The 18,562-nt window shown below is 38.0% G+C and carries 18 protein-coding genes; 13 read left to right on the forward strand and 5 right to left on the reverse strand.

Annotated elements, in window-relative coordinates; genetic code table 11:
* Positions 1-626: 626 nt before the first annotated feature.
* Both VB713_RS14035 and VB713_RS14040 read left to right on the forward strand, forming a co-directional pair.
* Positions 627-3,407, forward strand: coding sequence for an S-layer family protein (locus VB713_RS14035; protein WP_323312137.1), 2,781 nt, complete (start codon positions 627-629; stop codon positions 3,405-3,407).
* A gap of 118 nt (positions 3,408-3,525) precedes the next feature.
* Positions 3,526-3,849 (forward strand): DUF1825 family protein, encoded by a 324-nt coding sequence (locus tag VB713_RS14040; RefSeq protein ID WP_015215072.1) that lies wholly within the window; start codon positions 3,526-3,528, stop codon positions 3,847-3,849.
* Positions 3,850-3,909: 60 nt separating this feature from the next.
* Here the strand turns inward: VB713_RS14040 and VB713_RS14045 are convergent, their stop codons facing one another.
* Entirely contained in the window at positions 3,910-5,832 is a 1,923-nt protein-coding gene (locus VB713_RS14045; RefSeq protein ID WP_323312138.1) for a transglycosylase domain-containing protein, read from the reverse strand.
* A 173-nt stretch (positions 5,833-6,005) separates the two neighbouring features.
* On the opposite strand from VB713_RS14045, the gene tyrS reads away from it, so the two are divergent.
* The 5 genes from tyrS to VB713_RS14070 all read left to right on the forward strand — a co-directional run bounded on the left by tyrS (position 6,006) and on the right by VB713_RS14070 (position 10,581).
* On the forward strand, positions 6,006-7,229 hold the full coding sequence (gene tyrS / locus VB713_RS14050) for a tyrosine--tRNA ligase (protein WP_323312287.1): 1,224 nt from the start codon (positions 6,006-6,008) through the stop codon (positions 7,227-7,229).
* Positions 7,230-7,385: 156 nt separating this feature from the next.
* A complete protein-coding gene (pyrF, locus tag VB713_RS14055; RefSeq protein ID WP_323312139.1) occupies positions 7,386-8,090 on the forward strand; it encodes an orotidine-5'-phosphate decarboxylase in 705 nt (234 codons plus the stop codon).
* Positions 8,091-8,176: 86 nt separating this feature from the next.
* Positions 8,177-8,779 carry a hypothetical protein gene (locus tag VB713_RS14060; protein WP_323312140.1) on the forward strand — a complete coding sequence of 201 codons (603 nt, stop codon included), beginning with the start codon at positions 8,177-8,179 and terminating at the stop codon, positions 8,777-8,779.
* Between the two features lie 34 nt (positions 8,780-8,813).
* Positions 8,814-9,596, forward strand: a complete 783-nt coding sequence (locus VB713_RS14065; RefSeq protein ID WP_323312141.1) for an MOSC domain-containing protein — start codon at positions 8,814-8,816, stop codon at positions 9,594-9,596.
* A 301-nt stretch (positions 9,597-9,897) separates the two neighbouring features.
* Entirely contained in the window at positions 9,898-10,581 is a 684-nt protein-coding gene (locus VB713_RS14070) for a hypothetical protein (RefSeq protein ID WP_323312142.1), read from the forward strand.
* Between the two features lie 199 nt (positions 10,582-10,780).
* On the opposite strand, the gene VB713_RS14075 is transcribed toward VB713_RS14070, so the two are convergent.
* The 3 genes from VB713_RS14075 to VB713_RS14085 all read right to left on the reverse strand — a co-directional run bounded on the left by VB713_RS14075 (position 10,781) and on the right by VB713_RS14085 (position 13,581).
* Positions 10,781-11,395, reverse strand: a complete 615-nt coding sequence (locus VB713_RS14075; RefSeq protein WP_323312143.1) for a Holliday junction resolvase-like protein — start codon at positions 11,393-11,395, stop codon at positions 10,781-10,783.
* Between the two features lie 180 nt (positions 11,396-11,575).
* Positions 11,576-12,256 (reverse strand): uracil-DNA glycosylase, encoded by a 681-nt coding sequence (locus VB713_RS14080; RefSeq protein WP_323312144.1) that lies wholly within the window; start codon positions 12,254-12,256, stop codon positions 11,576-11,578.
* 245 nt (positions 12,257-12,501) lie between these two features.
* The gene (locus VB713_RS14085) at positions 12,502-13,581 is read right to left on the reverse strand and encodes a helix-turn-helix domain-containing protein (protein ID WP_323312145.1); all 1,080 of its coding nucleotides are present in this window, start codon (positions 13,579-13,581) and stop codon (positions 12,502-12,504) included.
* A 447-nt stretch (positions 13,582-14,028) separates the two neighbouring features.
* Here VB713_RS14085 and VB713_RS14090 point away from each other — a divergent pair, with 447 nt between their 5' ends.
* Complete coding sequence (locus VB713_RS14090) at positions 14,029-14,814, forward strand: helix-turn-helix domain-containing protein (RefSeq protein WP_323312146.1); 786 nt, start codon at positions 14,029-14,031, stop codon at positions 14,812-14,814.
* A gap of 275 nt (positions 14,815-15,089) precedes the next feature.
* On the opposite strand, the gene gatA is transcribed toward VB713_RS14090, so the two are convergent.
* Positions 15,090-16,550: an Asp-tRNA(Asn)/Glu-tRNA(Gln) amidotransferase subunit GatA gene (gene gatA / locus VB713_RS14095; RefSeq protein WP_323312147.1), complete on the reverse strand. Its 1,461-nt coding sequence runs from the start codon at positions 16,548-16,550 to the stop codon at positions 15,090-15,092.
* Between the two features lie 195 nt (positions 16,551-16,745).
* Between gatA and VB713_RS14100 the strand changes: the two genes are divergently transcribed.
* From VB713_RS14100 to VB713_RS14120, 5 genes are all read left to right on the forward strand, one after another.
* Positions 16,746-17,162, forward strand: coding sequence for a XisH family protein (locus VB713_RS14100; protein WP_323312148.1), 417 nt, complete (start codon positions 16,746-16,748; stop codon positions 17,160-17,162).
* Positions 17,150-17,485 (forward strand): XisI protein, encoded by a 336-nt coding sequence (locus VB713_RS14105; RefSeq protein ID WP_323312149.1) that lies wholly within the window; start codon positions 17,150-17,152, stop codon positions 17,483-17,485. The genes VB713_RS14100 and VB713_RS14105 overlap by 13 nt, the downstream gene beginning before the upstream one ends.
* A gap of 169 nt (positions 17,486-17,654) precedes the next feature.
* On the forward strand, positions 17,655-17,900 hold the full coding sequence (locus VB713_RS14110; RefSeq protein WP_323312150.1) for a type II toxin-antitoxin system HicB family antitoxin: 246 nt from the start codon (positions 17,655-17,657) through the stop codon (positions 17,898-17,900).
* A complete protein-coding gene (locus tag VB713_RS14115; RefSeq protein ID WP_323312151.1) occupies positions 17,897-18,109 on the forward strand; it encodes a type II toxin-antitoxin system HicA family toxin in 213 nt (70 codons plus the stop codon). Before VB713_RS14110 ends, VB713_RS14115 begins: the two co-directional genes overlap by 4 nt.
* A 214-nt stretch (positions 18,110-18,323) precedes the next feature.
* Entirely contained in the window at positions 18,324-18,515 is a 192-nt protein-coding gene (locus tag VB713_RS14120) for a type II toxin-antitoxin system PemK/MazF family toxin (protein WP_323312152.1), read from the forward strand.
* The last annotated feature ends 47 nt before the right edge of the window (positions 18,516-18,562 follow it).

Here is an 18,562-nt window from a genome sequence, read left to right on the forward strand (position 1 = left end):
GAAAATGATCGTAAAATGCTGAAAATGCTTAATTAACAAAGCATTAGATTATACTCACAATAAGTTAATTATTTGATTTTATAGGTAAGGGTTTAGCATTGCTAAACCCTTACGCATATAGGGTTTTCGTAATCTTATAAAAGGTTGAATCTCAATATATATATTTCGCTTTTGGTCTTACAGAAATATTTTTATATTGATTACTCAAAATAAATGGTACTGCCAATAATTAAAAATTGCCAGGAATACCTATTATCTTTCATAAAATCTTTATTTACACTTTAAATTCCAGAATTGTATCCCTATTTACTAAAAATATGCTATAAATTAAACACTTTTTTGACTATTACTTATTTGATCAACATGATAATCTTCAACCTGCGGAATATTGAGATAAAAGTGCTTATCTCTCCTATTAAGCATTCTTTTCTGGCTACGTTAAAAATATACTCATTTATTCTCAACCAGCAAACTGTAATCGGTGTTTTGTTTATGTTTAGACCAATAGAATTGAGTTTTACAGTTTGTATTGCCAAAAATTTTCTTGTTATGGGCAGATTGCAAACCAAACCTACTGTATAATTAATGACTACTAAATCAGAATATAGATAAATAAATAACCCAAAATGAGCCAACAGGAAATCGACCCTCCCAAACAAAGCCAAGGTGCAAAAAAATCTGCTATTTTACCCTTAAGCTTGTACCTGTTAGCATTGCTCATTTCCCCCTTCACAGCTAAAAAAGCTACAGCCCAAATTGTTCCTGACAATACCCTCCCAGTTAACTCTCAGGTACAATCAGGATGCAGTATTTGTGAAATCAATGGCGGTACAGTTAGGGGTGTAAATTTATTTCACAGCTTCAAAGAATTTTCTGTACCTACTGGTGGTGAAGCCAATTTCAATAATAGTTTGGCAATTCAAAACATCCTCACACGAGTAACAGGTAACTCTATCTCCAATATTGATGGACTGATTCATACTAATGGTAGTGCTAACCTGTTTTTTATCAACCCCAATGGAATTGTCTTTGGTAACAATGCCAGTTTAAACATTGGTGGTTCTTTTATAGCGAGTACAGCCAACAGCATCAAATTAGCAGATGGTACGCAGTTTAGTAGTCAAGTTTCTCAAAGCACACCATTATTGACTATCAGTATGCCTATGGGATTGCAATTTGCAGATCATCCTCGTTTAATTCAGGTAAATAGTAAAGTTACTGGATTGCAGATACAACCAAATCAAACCTTAGCTTTCGTCGGTGGTGATATCAACTTAAAGGGTGCAACGCTAAAGACAAATGGAGGAAGATTGGAATTGGGTAGTGTTGCTGGAGAAGGTTTAGTGAGTCTTAACTCCACCAACCAAGGATTTTCCCTGGCTTATGATGGCATACAACAATTTGGCAATATTCAACTAACTGCTGAAGCTAATGTTGATACTAGTGGCATCGGTGGGGGAGAGATGCAGATACAAACTGGTAATCTGCAAATGAGTGAAGGATCACGCATTGCATCTTTAACGTTGGGGTCATTACCAGGAGGTAATATAACCATTAATGCCACTGATACTATAGAAATAATTGGTACTGGTGAATTTGAGAAAAAAGCAGCAAATATTCTCGATCCCAGCACTGATGTTTCTGAAGGACGGGATGGTTTTTTTATCCTTAGTAATGGTTCTGGCAGTACCGGAAATTTAGAAATTAATACAAATAAATTGATACTTAAGGATGGAGCTATTTTACTAGTTTCTGTCATTAATCAGGGTAATGCTGGTAATCTCAACATTAACGCCTCTGAATTAGTAGAAGTAATTGAATCTTTATTAGCAACAGGAAATCGACTCCAAAGTAGTGGAGATGCTGGTAACATCAATATTAAGACAAAAAATTTGCTGCTTCAAAATCGAGGATCTATTGCCAGTAGTTCTTTGGCTACAGGGAAAGCAGGTAATATTAATATTAATGCTTCTGAATCAATTCAACTAACCCCAAGTGAAACTTTTTACCAAGTATTTGATGATATAAATGTTAATACAAATATCAACTCTTCTACCGTGGGCATTGCTGATTCTGGAAATATAGAAATTAGCACTAAGCAATTAATTTTAAGAAAAAATACTGCTATATCGGCTTCCACTTTTGGCTCTGGGAATGGTGGTAACTTAACAATTAATGCCTCTGATATTCACTTGATTGCTAAAGGATCTGAAAGCTTTGTAAATGCTTTAGGTACTGCATCAGAAATTGGGGCAACAGGTAACGGAGGTAATTTAAATATTAATGCTAATACTTTGCAAATGCAAGATGGCAAAATTAGTGCTGGTGCTGTTGGTATCGGGAATGGCGGAAACTTACTTATTAATGTTAATAAACTGCAACTTCAAGAAGGAGCAGAAATCAGCGTTTCCACTGTTAATGCAGGTAAAGCCGGAACCTTAACAGTCAATGCTGTTGATACCCAACTAGCGGGTACTGATATTAATGGATCATCCAGTGGTTTTTTTGCCAGTTCTGGTTTAAGTGCAACAGGGGCAGCAGGAGATATAAAAGTTAATACTAATAATTTGCAAATTCTCGATCGCGCTACAATCACTGTAGAGGCTTTAGGCTCAGGAAATGCAGGCAATTTGAGCTTGAAAGCTAACTCGATTTTGATGGATCAATTTAGTACTATTAGTGGTAATAGCCTCAGTAATAGTACTGCTACTAGTCAAGAGCAAGCTAGTATTAATTTACGTTCTCAAAATTTGATTATGCGTAATGGTAGCAAAATCACTACTAATGCGACTGGTAACAATGTGATTGGTGGCAATATCACCATTGTTACTGATGTTTTAGCAGCAGCAGAAAACAGTGACATTAGTGCCAATTCAACTGATTTTCGTGGTGGTCGAGTGACAATTACTACTCAAGGTGTTTTTGGGACACAGTTTCGAGATCAACTAACTCCAGAAAGTGATATTACTGCCACTGGGGCAAGTCCAGAGTTTAGTGGTACAGTTCAAATTAATCAGTTATCTACTGATCCCAGTCAAGGTTTAATTGATCTCTCTACTAGTGTGATTGATACTGATAATCAGGTTTCTCAGGGATGTGCAGCTGGTAGCAAATTTGCCAGTCGAGAAAATCAATTTACTATTATTGGCCGTGGTGGATTACCATCTAGTCCTGATGATTTATTTACGGGTACAACAGCATTAGTCGATTTGGTAGAACTAGTGCCTAATCAACAAAATAACCAAGATATTCAACCTGTAGGTGCTAGTGACAGTCTACCGACAGAGATTGTGGAAGCGCAAGGATGGGTTGTCGATGCCAAAGGTCAAGTTAATTTAGTTGCTCAATCAGCAAACGTTCTACCCCACGGTCTTATTCTATCTAAGACTTCTTGTTCTGCACCTTAACGGTTAATTAACCTAAGAATGTCAATGCCTAGATTAGTACTCTAACTCTAGACTAAAATAGGACTAGAGGCAAAATTTGAAATTACTGAGTAATAGCGCTCAGTTAAATAGAAGCAAAATGGGATTCTTTGATTCTGAGATAGTTCAACATGAAGCCAAGCAGCTTTTTGAAGATTATCAATCGCTGATTAAGCTTGGCAACGACTACGGCAAATTTGACCGCGAGGGCAAAAAGCTGTTTATCGAGCAAATGGAAGCAATGATGGATCGATATCGCATCTTTATGAAGCGTTTCGAGCTATCAGAAGACTTCATGGCACAAATGACCATAGAGCAACTAAAAACTCAGCTAGGTCAGTTTGGCGTTACCCCACAACAAATGTTTGAGCAAATGAATGTCACCCTCAATAGGATGAAAGCCGAACTGGAAAAAACGCCTTGAAGGGAGACTGGGGAATGGGGACAGAGTATTTATCTTTTTTCTGCCCCCTGCCTCTGCTTCCTAATTTGATTTAGGACGAGAAAACTGAGAAGTTGACTTGAATTTCTCTACAGGTACACCCTTGAGAGCTTTGACCATAAAATCACGCCAGATAGGAGCAACCATACCACCACCTGTAGCACCGCTAGACAATTGACGGTTATCATCTCTCCCTACCCAGACAGCAGTTGTGAGTTGTGGTACTGTTCCCACAAACCAAATATCTTTTTCTGAGGAAGTTGTACCCGTTTTACCTGCAACTGGGCGGTCTAGAGCAGCACCTTTTCCAGTACCACCGTTAACTACAGATTGCAGTACATCTATAATTGCGGCCGATGCCCAAGGATCAAGGACGCGCTGCGGCTTGGGCGTGTTGTCTAGTAATACATTACCACTGCTATCTGTGACTCGCACAATTACCGTTGGTGGTGACTGCCAGCCATAATTAGCAAAGGTAGCATAGGCACTAGCCATTTCTAGAGGAGTGACACCGATCGCACCTAATGGTAGAGAAGTAACAGGTTCCATTGGACTCATAATGCCCAAGGTACGACAAGTTTCAATCACTCTATTCATGCCTACGGCTTTACCAATCTTAATTACAGGAATATTACGAGACTGGGATAAAGCAGTACGAATTGACATTGCGCCGCTAAAGCCGCCATCATAATTTCTCGGATAGTACCAACCATTACCATCTCGGTAACTAACTGGAGAATCTACAACTGTGCTATCTGGACTATATTTACCAGTAGCAAAGGCAGTATAGTAAACAAAGGGTTTAAAAGAAGAACCCGGCTGACGTTGAGCTTGGGTGGCGCGGTTGAACTCACTGGCTTTAGAATCTACACCACCTACTAGGGCTTTAACAAAATGAGTCCGAGGATCAACTGCCACAAGGGCAATTTGATTTTTGTATAACCCCCGACCCAGTAGAGTTTTATGCCACTTGCTGACTGTTTCTTCTGCCATTTCTTGAAATTTAGCATCGACAGTAGTCTGTACCCGCATTCCGCCTTTTAGCAATGCGTCACGCCCAAACTTTTTCGCCAATTCTTGGGCTACGGTATTGGTTATGTAAGGTGAGGCACTACCTTGAAATGACCTGATTCTTCCCAGTTTGATTTGTTGCTTGAGAGCATCGTCATATTCTTTCTGGGTGATCCAAGTCAATTGCAACATCCGGTCCAGCACTTCTTTTTGTTTCAGTTTTGCCAGCTTCATACTAGCGAAGGGGCTGAATTCTTCAGGTGCTTGGATTAAACCAGCCATCATTGCTGACTCACCCAAAGTTAAAAATTCTGCTGATTTGTTAAAGTAACTCCGTGCTGCTGTTTGTACGCCGTAATTGTTATGACCCCAATAAACTTGATTGAGGTACATTTCTAAAATTTGGTCTTTAGTAAGAATTTGTTCTAACCGAATTGCTAGTACAGCCTCTGCTAATTTGCGAGTAAAGGCACGTTTTTGAGACAAAAACAGGTTTTTGACTAACTGCATGGTGATGGTGGAACCACCTTCTTTTACACCACCTGCAACTAGATTGACGACTACAGCCCGGCCAACACCAGTAGGGTTAATACCGTGGTGGGTGTAAAAGTGACCATCTTCACTCGCTAATACTGCCCGTTTCAGATTTGGGGAAATTCTATCTAGGGGTACGACTTCGCGGTTAGCTTCACCATGAAATCTTGTTAAAAGTTTACCTTTAATGTCATATATGTATGTAGTTTCTGAAGGAGAAAAGTTACGTAATTGTCTTACGTCTGGCAAATTGCGGAAACTAGTGGCTAGTCCAACCAGTCCCCCGGCTACAATAGAGCTTGTTAACAGCGTGATAGATAGCAGAGTAGCGCCGGTTACTTGACCTACTCCTTTAAAAAACTCAAATCCAGATGAAGCCTGCTCTTGTGGCTGTTTGTCTTCAAAAGTCCTAGACGACACGGCGTTCTCACTTCCTCACTAGTAAATATAAATGTAATTGATGGAATGAAAAAAGTCGGTTAATTTTTTGCAATTATAGTAGTTTGGCAGAGGAAAAAACGGATAATTTGCCAGTGAACATAACTAACTTAATTTCTAAAGTGCAAAATGTAGTTAATGGCGGATTTTATAGTATGGCGCAAAATTTCTCTTGGTTACATCGCGGTGTGACAGAAATTTTTCCTCAACCCCATGATGAGAGTGAAACTGAAAGTCTAGAAAAACGTTTAGCAAATGCGAATCGTCCTTTAAGAGTCAAGCTGGGTATTGATCCTACTGGTGCAGATATCCATCTTGGTCATAGCATACCTGTGAGAAAACTGCGAGCTTTTCAAGATGCTGGTCATACGGCTGTTCTGATTATTGGCGATTTTACGGCTCGTATTGGTGATCCTACTGGGAAATCTGATGTGCGTCGTCAACTGACAGAGGCAGATGTAAAGCAAAATGCCCAAACTTATCTTGATCAAGTTCGTCCTATTTTAGATTTTGACACACCTGGTAGGTTAGAGGTGCGTTATAACTCAGAATGGCTTTCTCGTCTCGATTTGGGTAAAACCCTGGAATTACTGTCTACTATGACTGTGGGACAGATGTTAGCTAAAGAAGGCTTTGCAGAACGTTACAAAAAAGAGAGTCCGATTTTTTTGCATGAGTTCCTGTATCCTTTAATGCAAGGTTATGATTCTGTGGCGGTTGAGTCTGATGTGGAGTTAGGTGGGACTGATCAAAAATTTAACATTGCTGTGGGGCGGGATTTGCAACGTCATTTTGGTCTCAATCCTCAGTTTGGGTTATTGTTACCAATTTTGATTGGTACAGATGGTGTCCAAAAGATGTCTAAGTCTTTAGGTAATTATGTGGGTTTGTCGGAACATCCTTCGCAAAAGTATCAAAAACTCCAAGGTGTGCCAGATAATTTATTGTCACAGTATTTTGAGTTGCTGACAGATTTACCTTTAGATAGTTTGCCAGAAAATCCACGCGATCGCCAGGAGTTTTTAGCTTGGGAAGTTGTCAGACAATATCATGGTGAAGCGGTGGCTAATGAGGCTAAGGAGGCTGCAAAAAGCGGCGGTAAGGAAGGGGCATTACCGGAGTTTTCTTTAAGGTCTATACCTCAATTTCCAGTAAAATTAGCTTTTATTCTCGGTGCTTCTGGTTTGTGTAAAAGTACGGGAGAAGGAAAACGGAAAATTCAAGAGGGTGGTGTGCGTTTGGATGGTGAGAAAATTACTGACCCTGACACCAGTTACCAACAACCTAGCGAATTGCACGGTAAAGTTTTACAAGTTGGTAAAAAGAACTTTGTTCGACTTGTTCCCTATACCGTAGACGAGGTGCTAGAGAGTTTATAGAAATAGTAAGGTTCTGCAATTTGCTCAAAATAAGTGTGGGCATTTATTACAGTGAACCGTTTGCACACACTGATTTTTAACACAGATACACGGGTAGTTAAATTCTTTACTCCTGAACTTCTGAACTCCTGAACTCCTTCTTCTGACTAATGACCAATGACCAATCACCAAATTATTGTTCCTTTAGATGTACCAGATTTAGAAAGTGCGATCGCTCTTGTGGATAAACTTCCGCAAGTCACTTTCTGGAAAGTCGGTTTAGAACTGTTTACCAGCACAGGCCCTGCAATCTTAGAAATTCTCAAATCCCGCCAAAAACGTATTTTCCTAGATTTGAAATTTCACGATATCCCCAACACTGTCGCGGGTGCTTGTCGTGCTGCGGCTAGTTATGGGGTGGATTTATTGACAATTCACTCTACTAATGGTAAAGATGCCCTGAAAGCTGCCACAGAAGCGGTGCAGGTAGGCGCAGAAAAAGCGGGTACAAAACCACCCAAATTAATTGCTATTACTCTGTTAACTAGCATTTCAACCAGACAATTGGCGTTTGAATTAAAAATACCCTTAGAACTGCCAGAATTTGCCTTACAAATGGCGCTTTTAGCTCAACAATCAGGATTAGATGGTGCTGTGTGTTCACCCCAAGAAGTGGGACAATTACGGGAAAGTTGTGGAAGTGACTTTTTGCTGGTTTGTCCTGGTGTGCGGCCAACTTGGGCTGAAAAAGGAGACCAAAAGCGATCGCTCACACCCTCTCAAGCTATCAAAGCCGGTGCAGATTATTTGGTAATTGGTCGTCCTATTACTGCTGCAACTGATCCTGTGTTAGCGTGGCAGAAAATTACCGAAGAACTGTAGGGGCGTATTGCAATACGCCCCTACATGGGTCTTATTTATCCACAATCTGCTGTGTGTAGCTACCAAGGTGATTAGGAAATCAACTCATGATAAAATTTAGACACAAACAGATTTTCAACTCTGTCACCTATTGCTTGTGGTTAGTAGCCTGTAATTGCTGGCTATTCATTTCTCCTGCTTTTTCCAAAACTCTCTCCACCGAACCTGTAAACCCAGAAATAGGTAGTTCTTGCTCGGAGCAAAGTCTAGAAACTTTAACTACCAAGTTATTGTTAGATTTACCTAGTTACGCCAACCGTGTCACCCAACGTTCTCGTCGCCTCAGTCGCAGTGTTGATATCTTCCCCTATGTATTGGTAGCTGGTAAACCTGAGTTTCAGCCTTTACCTTTAAATCCTGGGATTGATACCGCAAATAAATATGAATCAGAGGGAGTAGAGCAAGTCTTATTTACTACCTTTGAAAGGCAGTATTTAAATAAAAAAGCTGTAGAATTACAACAATTTCATTGGTTGTTTTTGACAAAAACTAAAAATGCTTGGAATGTGGTGATGATGTTTACTCGCACAGGTGAATATCCAGTTAAACCACCTGTTGCACCAGTGAGAGATAGTAGTAGTGGTGCGATCGCTCAAGGTGTTAAACTTTGGTTACGCGATTGTGAAGCTGGAAGTGTGCGAAAGCGATAATTCGGGAATATATTTTTTAATTTATTTAATTTAAATGTCGTATTTAGCTAAGATTTTGCTATATCCAATCAAGTCATTGGATGGAATAGAAGTAGAAAAAGCGACGATTTTACCTAGTGGCGCACTTCAATATGACCGCGAATTTGCTATTGTTGATTCACAGGGTAAATTCGTAAACGGGAAACGTCATGCAAAAATCCATTTATTGCGCTCAGAATTTTCTTTAAAAGAAAGAATTATTCACCTCAAAATTCCTGATAGCGACGCACCACGAACTTTTCATCTTGATAGAGAACAGCCAGAATTAGAAGCAACATTAAGTGATTTTTTCGGGTTTGCTGTCAAATTAACCCAAAACACAAATATGGGTTTTCCTGATGATACCAAGTCACCGGGAGCAACAGTAATTAGTACAGCAACTTTGACAGAAGTCGCTTCTTGGTTTCCTGGTATGAGTGTAGATGAAATGCGTCGGCGAATGCGTGCCAATATTGAATTTGATGGTGTACCTGCATTTTGGGAAGATAGGCTGTATACTGCCAGCGGGGAAACTGTACCTTTTATAATAGGAAATGTGCAGTTTTTGGGAGTTAATCCCTGTCAACGTTGTATAGTTCCTACAAGAGATTCTTCTTTAGGTGAAGCTTACCCCAACTTTCAAAAAATATTTGTGCAGAAACGTCGAGAAACTCTTCATGCTTGGGTAGAGGTATCAAGATTTAATCATTTTTATAGATTAAGTGTGAATACAAAAGTAGCTAAATCTGAAGCTGGTAAAACTATAGAAGTTGGCAATAAAATCGAAGTCTCTTCATAACAAAGTTAGATAAATATAAAACCTGTAAATCCCTACCCGAGTTGAGATATTTTTTAGCCGAGATGAACCTCATGACCTAGAAATTACAGATATCTATCTTGAAACGGGTGGTGAAATAGGTATTAGTATATAATTATCGAAATTAATGGTATAAATAATAATGGACACCAGTTGTAATTCGGCGAAAATAACAAAAAAAGGATAGATACAATGTAATGTGTAAAATACTAAAAAAATTAAAAGTCGTATACTACTTTTCTTGAAACCTTAAATCATACTTCAGACACAAGTTAACAGATATATGGCATCACTTAAAAAAGGATTAATTGTACTTATTCCTTACCAATCAGGGCAGGACTATAACTCAAACGAAGATTTTATGTTCTGGACTAGCTACAAGTATGGCTCTATAGAATACTCTACAGAGGGGAAAGGAAACTTTGATGCTGAGTTTGATTCGGAAGTTTTAAGTGAAAATTATTTAGATTCAGAAGAATATGAAGAAGATTATGAGGTTCGTTGCGATAACTGTTCATCGGAATCAGAATTTCCAAAGGTATTATTAAATCCTGAAACTGGCAAGTTACAATGGGCTATTCTTAGTTTGGTTGGTAGTGGAGGTAAATGGATTGTAACTCCCAATGAAGATATTTATGAAGAATCAACTTATTTACCAGTATTCGTAAATACGAGTAGCACAAGAATTGCCTTAAAAACTGTGTCAGGAAAGAAGTCTTCTGGCAATATACCATTAGTAGAAGAAGCATTTGACATACCAGATCCAGGTGACTGTTTTTGCTATGCAGATGAGGAAGACTATGAAGTTTTAACTATTGATCAAATGATAGAGAGATTAGAGTCGAGTACCAGTGAATATATATTACGAGAACTTGAAAACATGGGTGATGGTGATGATATGTGGAAACAATTTCAAGATTGGTGCAGGCGCAGACTTAACTATGAACTGAGAGATAGAAATACTTGAGATACTTGAATATATTGAATTGAACCAAATTTTGCAACATTTTTATAATAATGATTTTCAAATTAACAAATACTATAATTAACCACATTGACGTAATAAGATGAGTTACGTCCAGAGATTTTTTCCCTAACTCCGTTGTGTATGATTTTCTTTACGCTCAATTAGCTCAACATTCCAAATTGTTGTGCTGTAGATTTGTTTAATCTCTTCGTAACTCTTTCCATTTAACTCTGCTTTCCTGAATAGCTTGTCTAATCTGTCTTTGGCGTTTACTCAAAGAAGATGAGGCTGTTTTAACCTCGACAAACCAAATATCACGCAGAGTATCTTCATCTAACCCATCAAAAACAACAAAGTCTACTGGACTACCCACAAATCTTGCATCTTTTGGATTAAAACTAAAATCTGGGAGATATGGAATAAAGTGTTCTGTAACTTTTCCCATAATTACAGATTTACTTCTGTGAATAGCATCTTCCCTAATAGATTTACTATTTTCTTCTATCCATTGCTGAAATTGCATCTTAGCTTCACGTATAGCTATTTCTCTTTGTTCGTTCCTAATAGAATCTATATTTTGAGAACACCATATCTCATATTGTTCCTTTGCTTTTTTTGTAGATTGTTCACTTACCAGTAGTGCGATCTTTTGTTGAGCAATATTTTCTTGTTCTCTCTTTATATATTCATAATCCTTTTTTTTCCAAGCTTCGTAATGTTCCTTTGCTTTCTGCGCTACACTTGCGTTGGCTCGATAAAGTTGATAGGAAAGCCCTAAAATTACAAGAATTAGTAAAAGAACAAACAGTTCCATTTAGAATACTGGCTAAATTTAATTGTATAAGTGTTAATGTAGCTTAACATGAGATTAAGCTAAAATTTGGATAAACCCGGTAATTTTCAGAACGAGAAGAGCCTTTTCACCTTTTTTGATTTTGCGAGTAATTTTTAACTGGTCTATGAGAAAATGACCAAAGTGAATATAGCTTTTCCATTACCCGTCATTCCGAATTTCATCATACTTAGCCCTTACAGCCTGAATATCCTGCCACATCAACCATTTAGGCGAACCTTTTTCCTTGGAAGGGTTACGCAACAAATAAGCGGGGTGGAAAATTGGCATACATAAACGCCCTTCCCACTCCAACCATTGACCGCGAATCTTCGTAATTCCCTGCTTACTGCCTGTAATGCCTTTGACAGCGGTTGCACCAGTTAATAAAATAATTTTTGGGTCAACTAAACGAATTTGTTCTAATAAATAAGGCTTGCAAGCTGCCATTTCATCAGGTGTAGGAACCCGATTTTCTGGAGGACGGCATTTATTGATATTGCAAATATATACGTCGTTCTCTGTACTTAATTCTACCGATGCCAAAATTTTCTCTAATAATTGCCCTGATTTACCTACAAATGGTAAACCGGTTTCGTCTTCGCTTTGTCCTGGTGCTTCCCCAATAATCATAATTTCGGCTTGGAGATTACCTCGTCCTACCACAGCATGAGTGCGATTTTCACCCAACCCACAACGACGGCAATTATTACAGTGTTGTGCTAAGTCGGCCATATCAGCATATGTCCCCGACGGAATCGGAATTTTTGCATCTGAGGGAATCAAATCTCGTTGGTTAAAGGTTGATTCGTTAAAGAGGTTAAGTTGGGTGTCGCTGCTCATGAAAATGGTGGTTTTAGCTAAGAAATTTCTTTAAAGTAGACGTTTGTTGAATAAAGCAATTTGTTTGAATTCCATTGTATCAAGTAATTGTTGCTAAAGATTCAGAATACAAAATGTTTGATATAGCAAGGAGGTCTTAACTCTTAACAGAAGAAAAAAATATTCTTCATCCTTCCTTTTTTTCTAACTCCTGACTCCTGACTCCTAAATTTTTACAATTGTTGTTGAGGTTTATTTATGCTCAATTACAATGCTTCCGGTGGGGAAATATCCGAGCTAATGCAAACACCAGTAGTACTAGATTTAAGACCTGGTTTAAAATTAGCTTCTGTCTTTTGAGTTGATTGACATAATGATGAAGATGTAGGAACAATCACTTGAGAATTTTGGATGGTGTGATTGTTTGTTTGCTGAGATACAAAGGATAATCCCCCCAAAGCTCCAGCGACAAGGGCTGTGTAGCCTACATATAAATGTATGGGACGGATTTCTAAGTTTAGTTTTCCAGAAGATTTTTGGGAATGATACCAAGAGGGCAAAACTGATTTTGTCTGATTGGGTATCGGTAAGGTATTAGCTAAAATTGTGCCATTTAACCCTAAAGCATTGCCCATGACGCGGATAAAACCACGAATCAAGACATCTTCTGGCAATGACTCAAAATCAGCATTCTCGACTGCTTGCATCTGATGAACTGATATATGAGTGTAAATATTAAGTTTTTGCAGAGTTAGACCTTGAAACTCTCGTGCTTGCTTGAGTTGTTGACCAATTTGAAGTAGGCTTTCTAATCGCTGTTCTGCTGCTAGTTGTGCTGCTAGTTCACTTTTGGAAAGTTTTTGATGTTGCCGAAACCATCTGTTTGGTGTTTTGGGTTTGTCTTCCACGGTCTTATTTGCTACTACATCAGGTTTAGATTTAGTTGTAGATGACAAACTACTGGGAGTATTATTAACCAAACCTAGTTGTGGGCTGGATGTAATAATTTTTGAATTTTGCGGTGAATTACTAGATGACTCTAAATCTACATTTGATAACTCAATGTCATCTATTTTGGGATGGGTATCTATAACCATCTCATGTTTTTTTGCAAACTGCTTAAATGCTAAACTAATCGCTTCTCTACCGACAGCCTTAAATAATGATGTTGCTTGTTCGTCGGATGAACCAAGCAATTTCTGTACATTAGCGACAGCAAGGCGATATACTTTACTACGGTGTAGTTCAGATTCTATCTCTCTGAGTAGCGATCGCAATTCGTCTTTGCTAATTTGAACAGTAGAATTGCCAGGAATGTTGAAAAAATACGCAGATGCCATAGTCATGATCTAAGTCCTTCCGGGTGCTATGGGAAACAGTGGTTTGACCTGAGTAATTTCTTCTGTAATTAATTGCGACATCCGGAGTTATGAGTATCATTTTCGATTATTTTTAGCAAAGACTCATAATTATTACTAACAATATTTTCTTAATAAGCACAAATAGACCAATAATATGAAAAAAATAATGTAACTATTTCTACTTGTAGCGGCAAATAAATAATCCTTACAATAGAGGTAATAGATGATTTTTTTAGTTAGAATATATGTTCTGTATATCTATTTTTCCATTTGACAATTTGAGAGTAAGGATAAATACAGTTATAGTTTTTAACTGCTTAGGTTTGATATTTTCGGTTAAAAATTTGCTTGAAGTATCAAAATGATTGTTAATGAATTTAAACTGTACACTAAATTTATATACAAATAGTTTACGTATTTACTCCAGAGGTGATGACAGTGAATGTTTTAAATGAGGCACAACAAGAACGGCTAAAAGAAATAACTGCCAATTTACGACACATTAGACAAGAAAAATCTATCCGGTTAGAAGAAATAGCTGCTCAAACTCATATTCGACTAGTTTTTTTACAAGCTTTAGAAGAATGGAGATTTGAGGAATTACCTGAGCCTATTTTTGTGCAAGGATTTATTCGTCGCTATGCAGATAAATTAGGATTGGATGGGACTGTTATCGCAAATAGTTTTCCAATTAATGTTGTCCCTCTAGAATTTAATCATTCAACTACAAAATCAAGTTTATATATACCACTTTTTGTTCCTTATATTTTTTTATTAATAGCTGCTTCTGTTGGACTATTTTATTTACTCAAACCTAAACTTACAGGCACATCATTAGCTAAGAGGCAAAACCCAATACCTAGCGTTCAAAAAGAAACCCTACCATCTCCAAGTCCAAATATTTATACAACTGCACCATCTCCAATTATTAAAGCTACTCCCTTCGCAAAAATACCTTTAACTAGTCAGTCTCAACCTTCTACAGATGTTGCTATTACTTTGGAACTTAAAGGACTATCGTGGCTGCAAGTAAAAGCTGATGGCAAAACTGAATTTGAAGGAACTCTAAGCAAGGGAGAAAGCAAAACTTGGACAGCTAAAAAATCTTTGACTGTACGCTCTGGTAATGCGGGTGCGGTGTTGGTATCTGTTAATGAAGAACAACCTAAACCATTAGGAAATGAGGGTCAAGTTAAGGAAGTTACATATAGTAATTAGGTAAGAATTCAGGAGTCAGGAGTCAGGAGGAAGAATAGTCTTGAATCTGGTCAAGTGATAGGTTTTTGGTTTATATGCCTAACGGCATGATCCGCGAACAGCAAGCCCTAATTAGTAATTCGTAATTAAATATTACAGATGTTTGAAAAATCCTGGATGATGTATCAACAATATAGTTTTTTGTTTTATACAAATTGTAATTTCCTCAACATCCTCTAAATTAATTATTGATAATTCATTAACTAAAATATGAATTAATTACGAATTACGAATTATCAAGCTATTTTCGCTGTTTGAAGATGCCAATTAGTTGATTGCTCATAAGCATACGCTACTTGTAAAAGTTGATCTTCTCGTAGCACTTTACCAATCAACTGTAATCCAATTGGTAGACCTTTGCTATCAAAACCACAAGGTACGCTGATACCTGGTAAACCTGCAAGATTGACGGGAATAGTCATTAAGTCATTTAAATACATACTTAAGGGATCGGTGATTTTTTCGCCGGCTTGAAATGCTGTGGTAGGAGCAGTAGGAGTGACTAAAACATCAACTTGTTGAAAGGCTTTTTCAAAGTCTTCTTTAATTAAAGTGCGGACTTTTTGCGCTTGCAGATAATATGCATCGTAATAACCTGCGCTCAGAGCATAAGTACCAATCATAATCCGGCGTTTGACTTCTGTACCAAATCCGGTGGAGCGTGTACGGGTATACATGGAAAGCAGATTGTCTGCATCTGGAGAACGCAAGCCGTATTTAACGCCATCGTAACGAGCTAGATTAGCTGATGCTTCAGAGGGAGCGATTATATAGTAACTGGGTACGCCATAACGGAAGCGGGGACAGGAAATGTAGTGAATTTCTGCGCCTAGATTTTCTAGTTGGGCGATCGCTTTCTTAACTGCTGATTCTACTTCAGAATCTAAACCTTCACCAAAAGTTTCCTTAATTACACCGACTTTCAGCTTTTTTCCTGCTGGTAATTCTGGGGTTAAGCTGGCTGCGTAATCGGGAATTTCGACGTTTAAGCTGGTTGCGTCTTGGGCATCATATCCTGCGATCGCACTCAATAATATAGCCGCATCTTCAACTGTACGTGCAAAGGGGCCAATTTGATCCAAAGACGAAGCATAAGCTACCAACCCATAGCGAGAAACTAACCCATAAGTCGGTTTCATCCCCACCACACCGCAAAAAGAAGCTGGTTGACGAATTGAACCCCCCGTATCCGAACCCAGGGAGACAACGCATTCTTCAGCCGCTACAGCCGCAGCCGAACCACCAGAAGAACCACCAGGAACCCGTGAAATATCCCAAGGATTAGCCGTGATTTGATAAGCAGAGTTCTCTGTAGAACTCCCCATTGCAAACTCATCTAAGTTAGTTTTACCAACCATGACAGCCCCAGCAGTTGCCAGTTTTTGCGTTACCGTTGACTCATAAGGCGGGATAAAATTTTCTAAAATTTTCGAGGCGCAAGTGGTGCGAATACCCTTGGTACACATATTATCTTTGATACCAATGGGAATCCCTGCTAAGATACCTATTTCTTCCCCAGCAGCGATTTTTGCATCCACAGCACGAGCCTGATCTAGAGCCTGTTGTGCCGTTACAGTTAAGAAACTGTGCAATTTTGGCTCTAACGCTTGAATGCGGTCTAAAGCTTCTTGCGTGATTTCAACAGCAGAACGTTCTTTTTTTACTAGCTGTGCGTGCAACTCGCGGATGGATGCCATAATTTTTCTCTTTATTAATCAAGTCATTGATTTTAGCATTTACAGGACTGAGGATGGTGTTTTGTTGGCTGGTGGGGTTATTGCACGCAAAGACGCAAAGGGAGGTTTGAGTGTTTGATCATCCTAAATGATACTTTCTGTTTAATGCAGTATCAGCATCTTGCCCGATTAAGAAAATAAGGTAACATCTTTAATATGCCCGCAAAAGACATCTATCACAATGCTGTTAAAAATGCCTTAATTAAAGAAGGCTGGATAATTACAAATGACCCTCTACATTTAAAATGGGGTCAAAAAGATATGTATGTAGATTTAGGAGCAAAACAACTTTTAGCAGCAGAACAAGGAACTAAAAAAATTGCCGTAGAAATCAAAAGTTTTGTTAGTCCTTCAGAAATGGCAGACTTGAAAGATGCTATTGGTGGATTTGTTTTGTATCGTGCTGTTATGAATCGTCTAGAACCTGACAGAATTTTATATTTAGGAATACGTGATGCTGTATTTACAGATTTATTTGAAGAACCGATTGGTAAACTTTTAATAGAAAGTGAAAATGTGAATTTACTTGTTTTCAATCCTGAAACTGAGAGGATAACGCAATGGATACCTTAGATAATTATCGCTGTATTATTAAAGAAGTTTTAGTACCTTATACACAAATTGCTTACTCTTATGGAGTGATTGAATGTAAAACAGTTTTTGATAGTGAAAATGATAGTTATTTGTTAATAACTATTGGTTGGCAGAATGCCAAAAGAATTCACGGTTGCCTAGTTCATATTGATATCATTGATGGCAAAATCTGGGTACAAAGAGATGATACAGAAGATGGTGTTACCTATGAATTAGAAGCGGCAGGAATTCCTAAAGATAAAATTGTGTTGGGTTTTCATCCGCAAAATGTTAGGCAATATACGGGATATGCTGTGATTTAAGTTTAATCAATAAATGAGAATCAAAACTAAACAAAAGAGCAAGATGAGTATAAAACTAAACCTACCACCAGAACTAGAAAACGAACTTCATACTGAAGCTTCCCAACTCAATGATAGAATATTGAACTGATCAGCGTTAACCTAAAATTCAGTAAAGAAACAAATTTTTATGTTCTACAAAATTCCACTACTGCTTACACCTCAACCAGAAGGAGGTTTCACAGTAACTTCTCCACTCTTGCCAGAATTGATAACTGAAGGTGATTCTATGGATGAAGTTTTAGTCAATGTTAGAGATGCCTTTGAAGCAGTGCTTGAAACATATCAAGATTTAGGTAAAGAGCTTCCTATCAATCTACAATCTCTAGACCACAATTCACCAGCTTTGATAGAAACAATTATCTCCATCAGATGAACTATAGAGAAGTTGCGAAGAAATTATCTAAACTTGGATGTGAAGAAATTCCTAGACGTGGTGGAGGTTCACATAGAAAGTGGTTTAATCCAATTACCCAGAAAGCGACTGTAATTCCTGATTGGAGTGGCCGCGATCTAAAACTAGGAACGTTACACGCAGCCATAAAACAACTAGGAATTGAGTGGTCTGACTTTGAAGAAGTATAACAAATTATTATGATAATAATGATGTCTATAGTGGATAAATTGCGATCGCCTATCTCGTAGGTTGGGTTAAGGAACGCAACCCAACATCAATATTGCTGTTATTGATATTTGTTGGGTTTCATTTTATTCAACCCAACCTACAGTGCTAAACCGATTATTACCATAATTACAAAAAGTTGATAAAATGAAGGTATAACTCAAGTTATACTCAGCTATGAAAATAGCAATTTCCATCCCTGATCCTCTGTTTGAAGCTGCTGAAAAATTTGCCAAACATAAAGGCTTATCTCAAGATTCCGTTGTAAATGTTTCCCAAATAATTACTGTGGATAAGTCGTTTGTGATAGAGCAAGTGAGACAGATAGAAGATAGAATCATATTGCACGTTGATGAAAGTCTTCGTTGAGTTATAGCTTTATAGGTGGTTAATTGTATTTTTATAGATACTTCAGT

This window comes from Anabaena cylindrica UHCC 0172, assembly GCF_034931625.1.
GTDB lineage: Bacteria > Cyanobacteriota > Cyanobacteriia > Cyanobacteriales > Nostocaceae > Anabaena > Anabaena cylindrica_A.

Bases quoted from the DNA above. Each gene is read 5' to 3' on its own strand.
- VB713_RS14035 (WP_323312137.1), top strand. From the start codon at position 627: ATGAGCCAACAGGAAATCGACCCTCCCAAACAAAGCCAAGGTGCAAAA.
- VB713_RS14070 (WP_323312142.1), top strand. From the start codon at position 9,898: ATGGCATCACTTAAAAAAGGATTAATTGTACTTATTCCTTACCAATCA.
- VB713_RS14060 (WP_323312140.1), top strand. From the start codon at position 8,177: ATGATAAAATTTAGACACAAACAGATTTTCAACTCTGTCACCTATTGC.
- VB713_RS14040 (WP_015215072.1), top strand. From the start codon at position 3,526: ATGGGATTCTTTGATTCTGAGATAGTTCAACATGAAGCCAAGCAGCTT.
- VB713_RS14115 (WP_323312151.1), top strand. From the start codon at position 17,897: ATGAACTATAGAGAAGTTGCGAAGAAATTATCTAAACTTGGATGTGAA.
- VB713_RS14110 (WP_323312150.1), top strand. From the start codon at position 17,655: ATGTTCTACAAAATTCCACTACTGCTTACACCTCAACCAGAAGGAGGT.
- VB713_RS14080 (WP_323312144.1), bottom strand. From the start codon at position 12,256: ATGAGCAGCGACACCCAACTTAACCTCTTTAACGAATCAACCTTTAAC.
- pyrF (WP_323312139.1), top strand. From the start codon at position 7,386: ATGACCAATCACCAAATTATTGTTCCTTTAGATGTACCAGATTTAGAA.
- VB713_RS14090 (WP_323312146.1), top strand. From the start codon at position 14,029: ATGACAGTGAATGTTTTAAATGAGGCACAACAAGAACGGCTAAAAGAA.
- VB713_RS14075 (WP_323312143.1), bottom strand. From the start codon at position 11,395: ATGGAACTGTTTGTTCTTTTACTAATTCTTGTAATTTTAGGGCTTTCC.
- tyrS (WP_323312287.1), top strand. From the start codon at position 6,006: ATGGCGCAAAATTTCTCTTGGTTACATCGCGGTGTGACAGAAATTTTT.
- VB713_RS14100 (WP_323312148.1), top strand. From the start codon at position 16,746: ATGCCCGCAAAAGACATCTATCACAATGCTGTTAAAAATGCCTTAATT.
- VB713_RS14120 (WP_323312152.1), top strand. From the start codon at position 18,324: ATGAAAATAGCAATTTCCATCCCTGATCCTCTGTTTGAAGCTGCTGAA.
- VB713_RS14105 (WP_323312149.1), top strand. From the start codon at position 17,150: ATGGATACCTTAGATAATTATCGCTGTATTATTAAAGAAGTTTTAGTA.
- VB713_RS14085 (WP_323312145.1), bottom strand. From the start codon at position 13,581: ATGACTATGGCATCTGCGTATTTTTTCAACATTCCTGGCAATTCTACT.
- VB713_RS14065 (WP_323312141.1), top strand. From the start codon at position 8,814: ATGTCGTATTTAGCTAAGATTTTGCTATATCCAATCAAGTCATTGGAT.
- gatA (WP_323312147.1), bottom strand. From the start codon at position 16,550: ATGGCATCCATCCGCGAGTTGCACGCACAGCTAGTAAAAAAAGAACGT.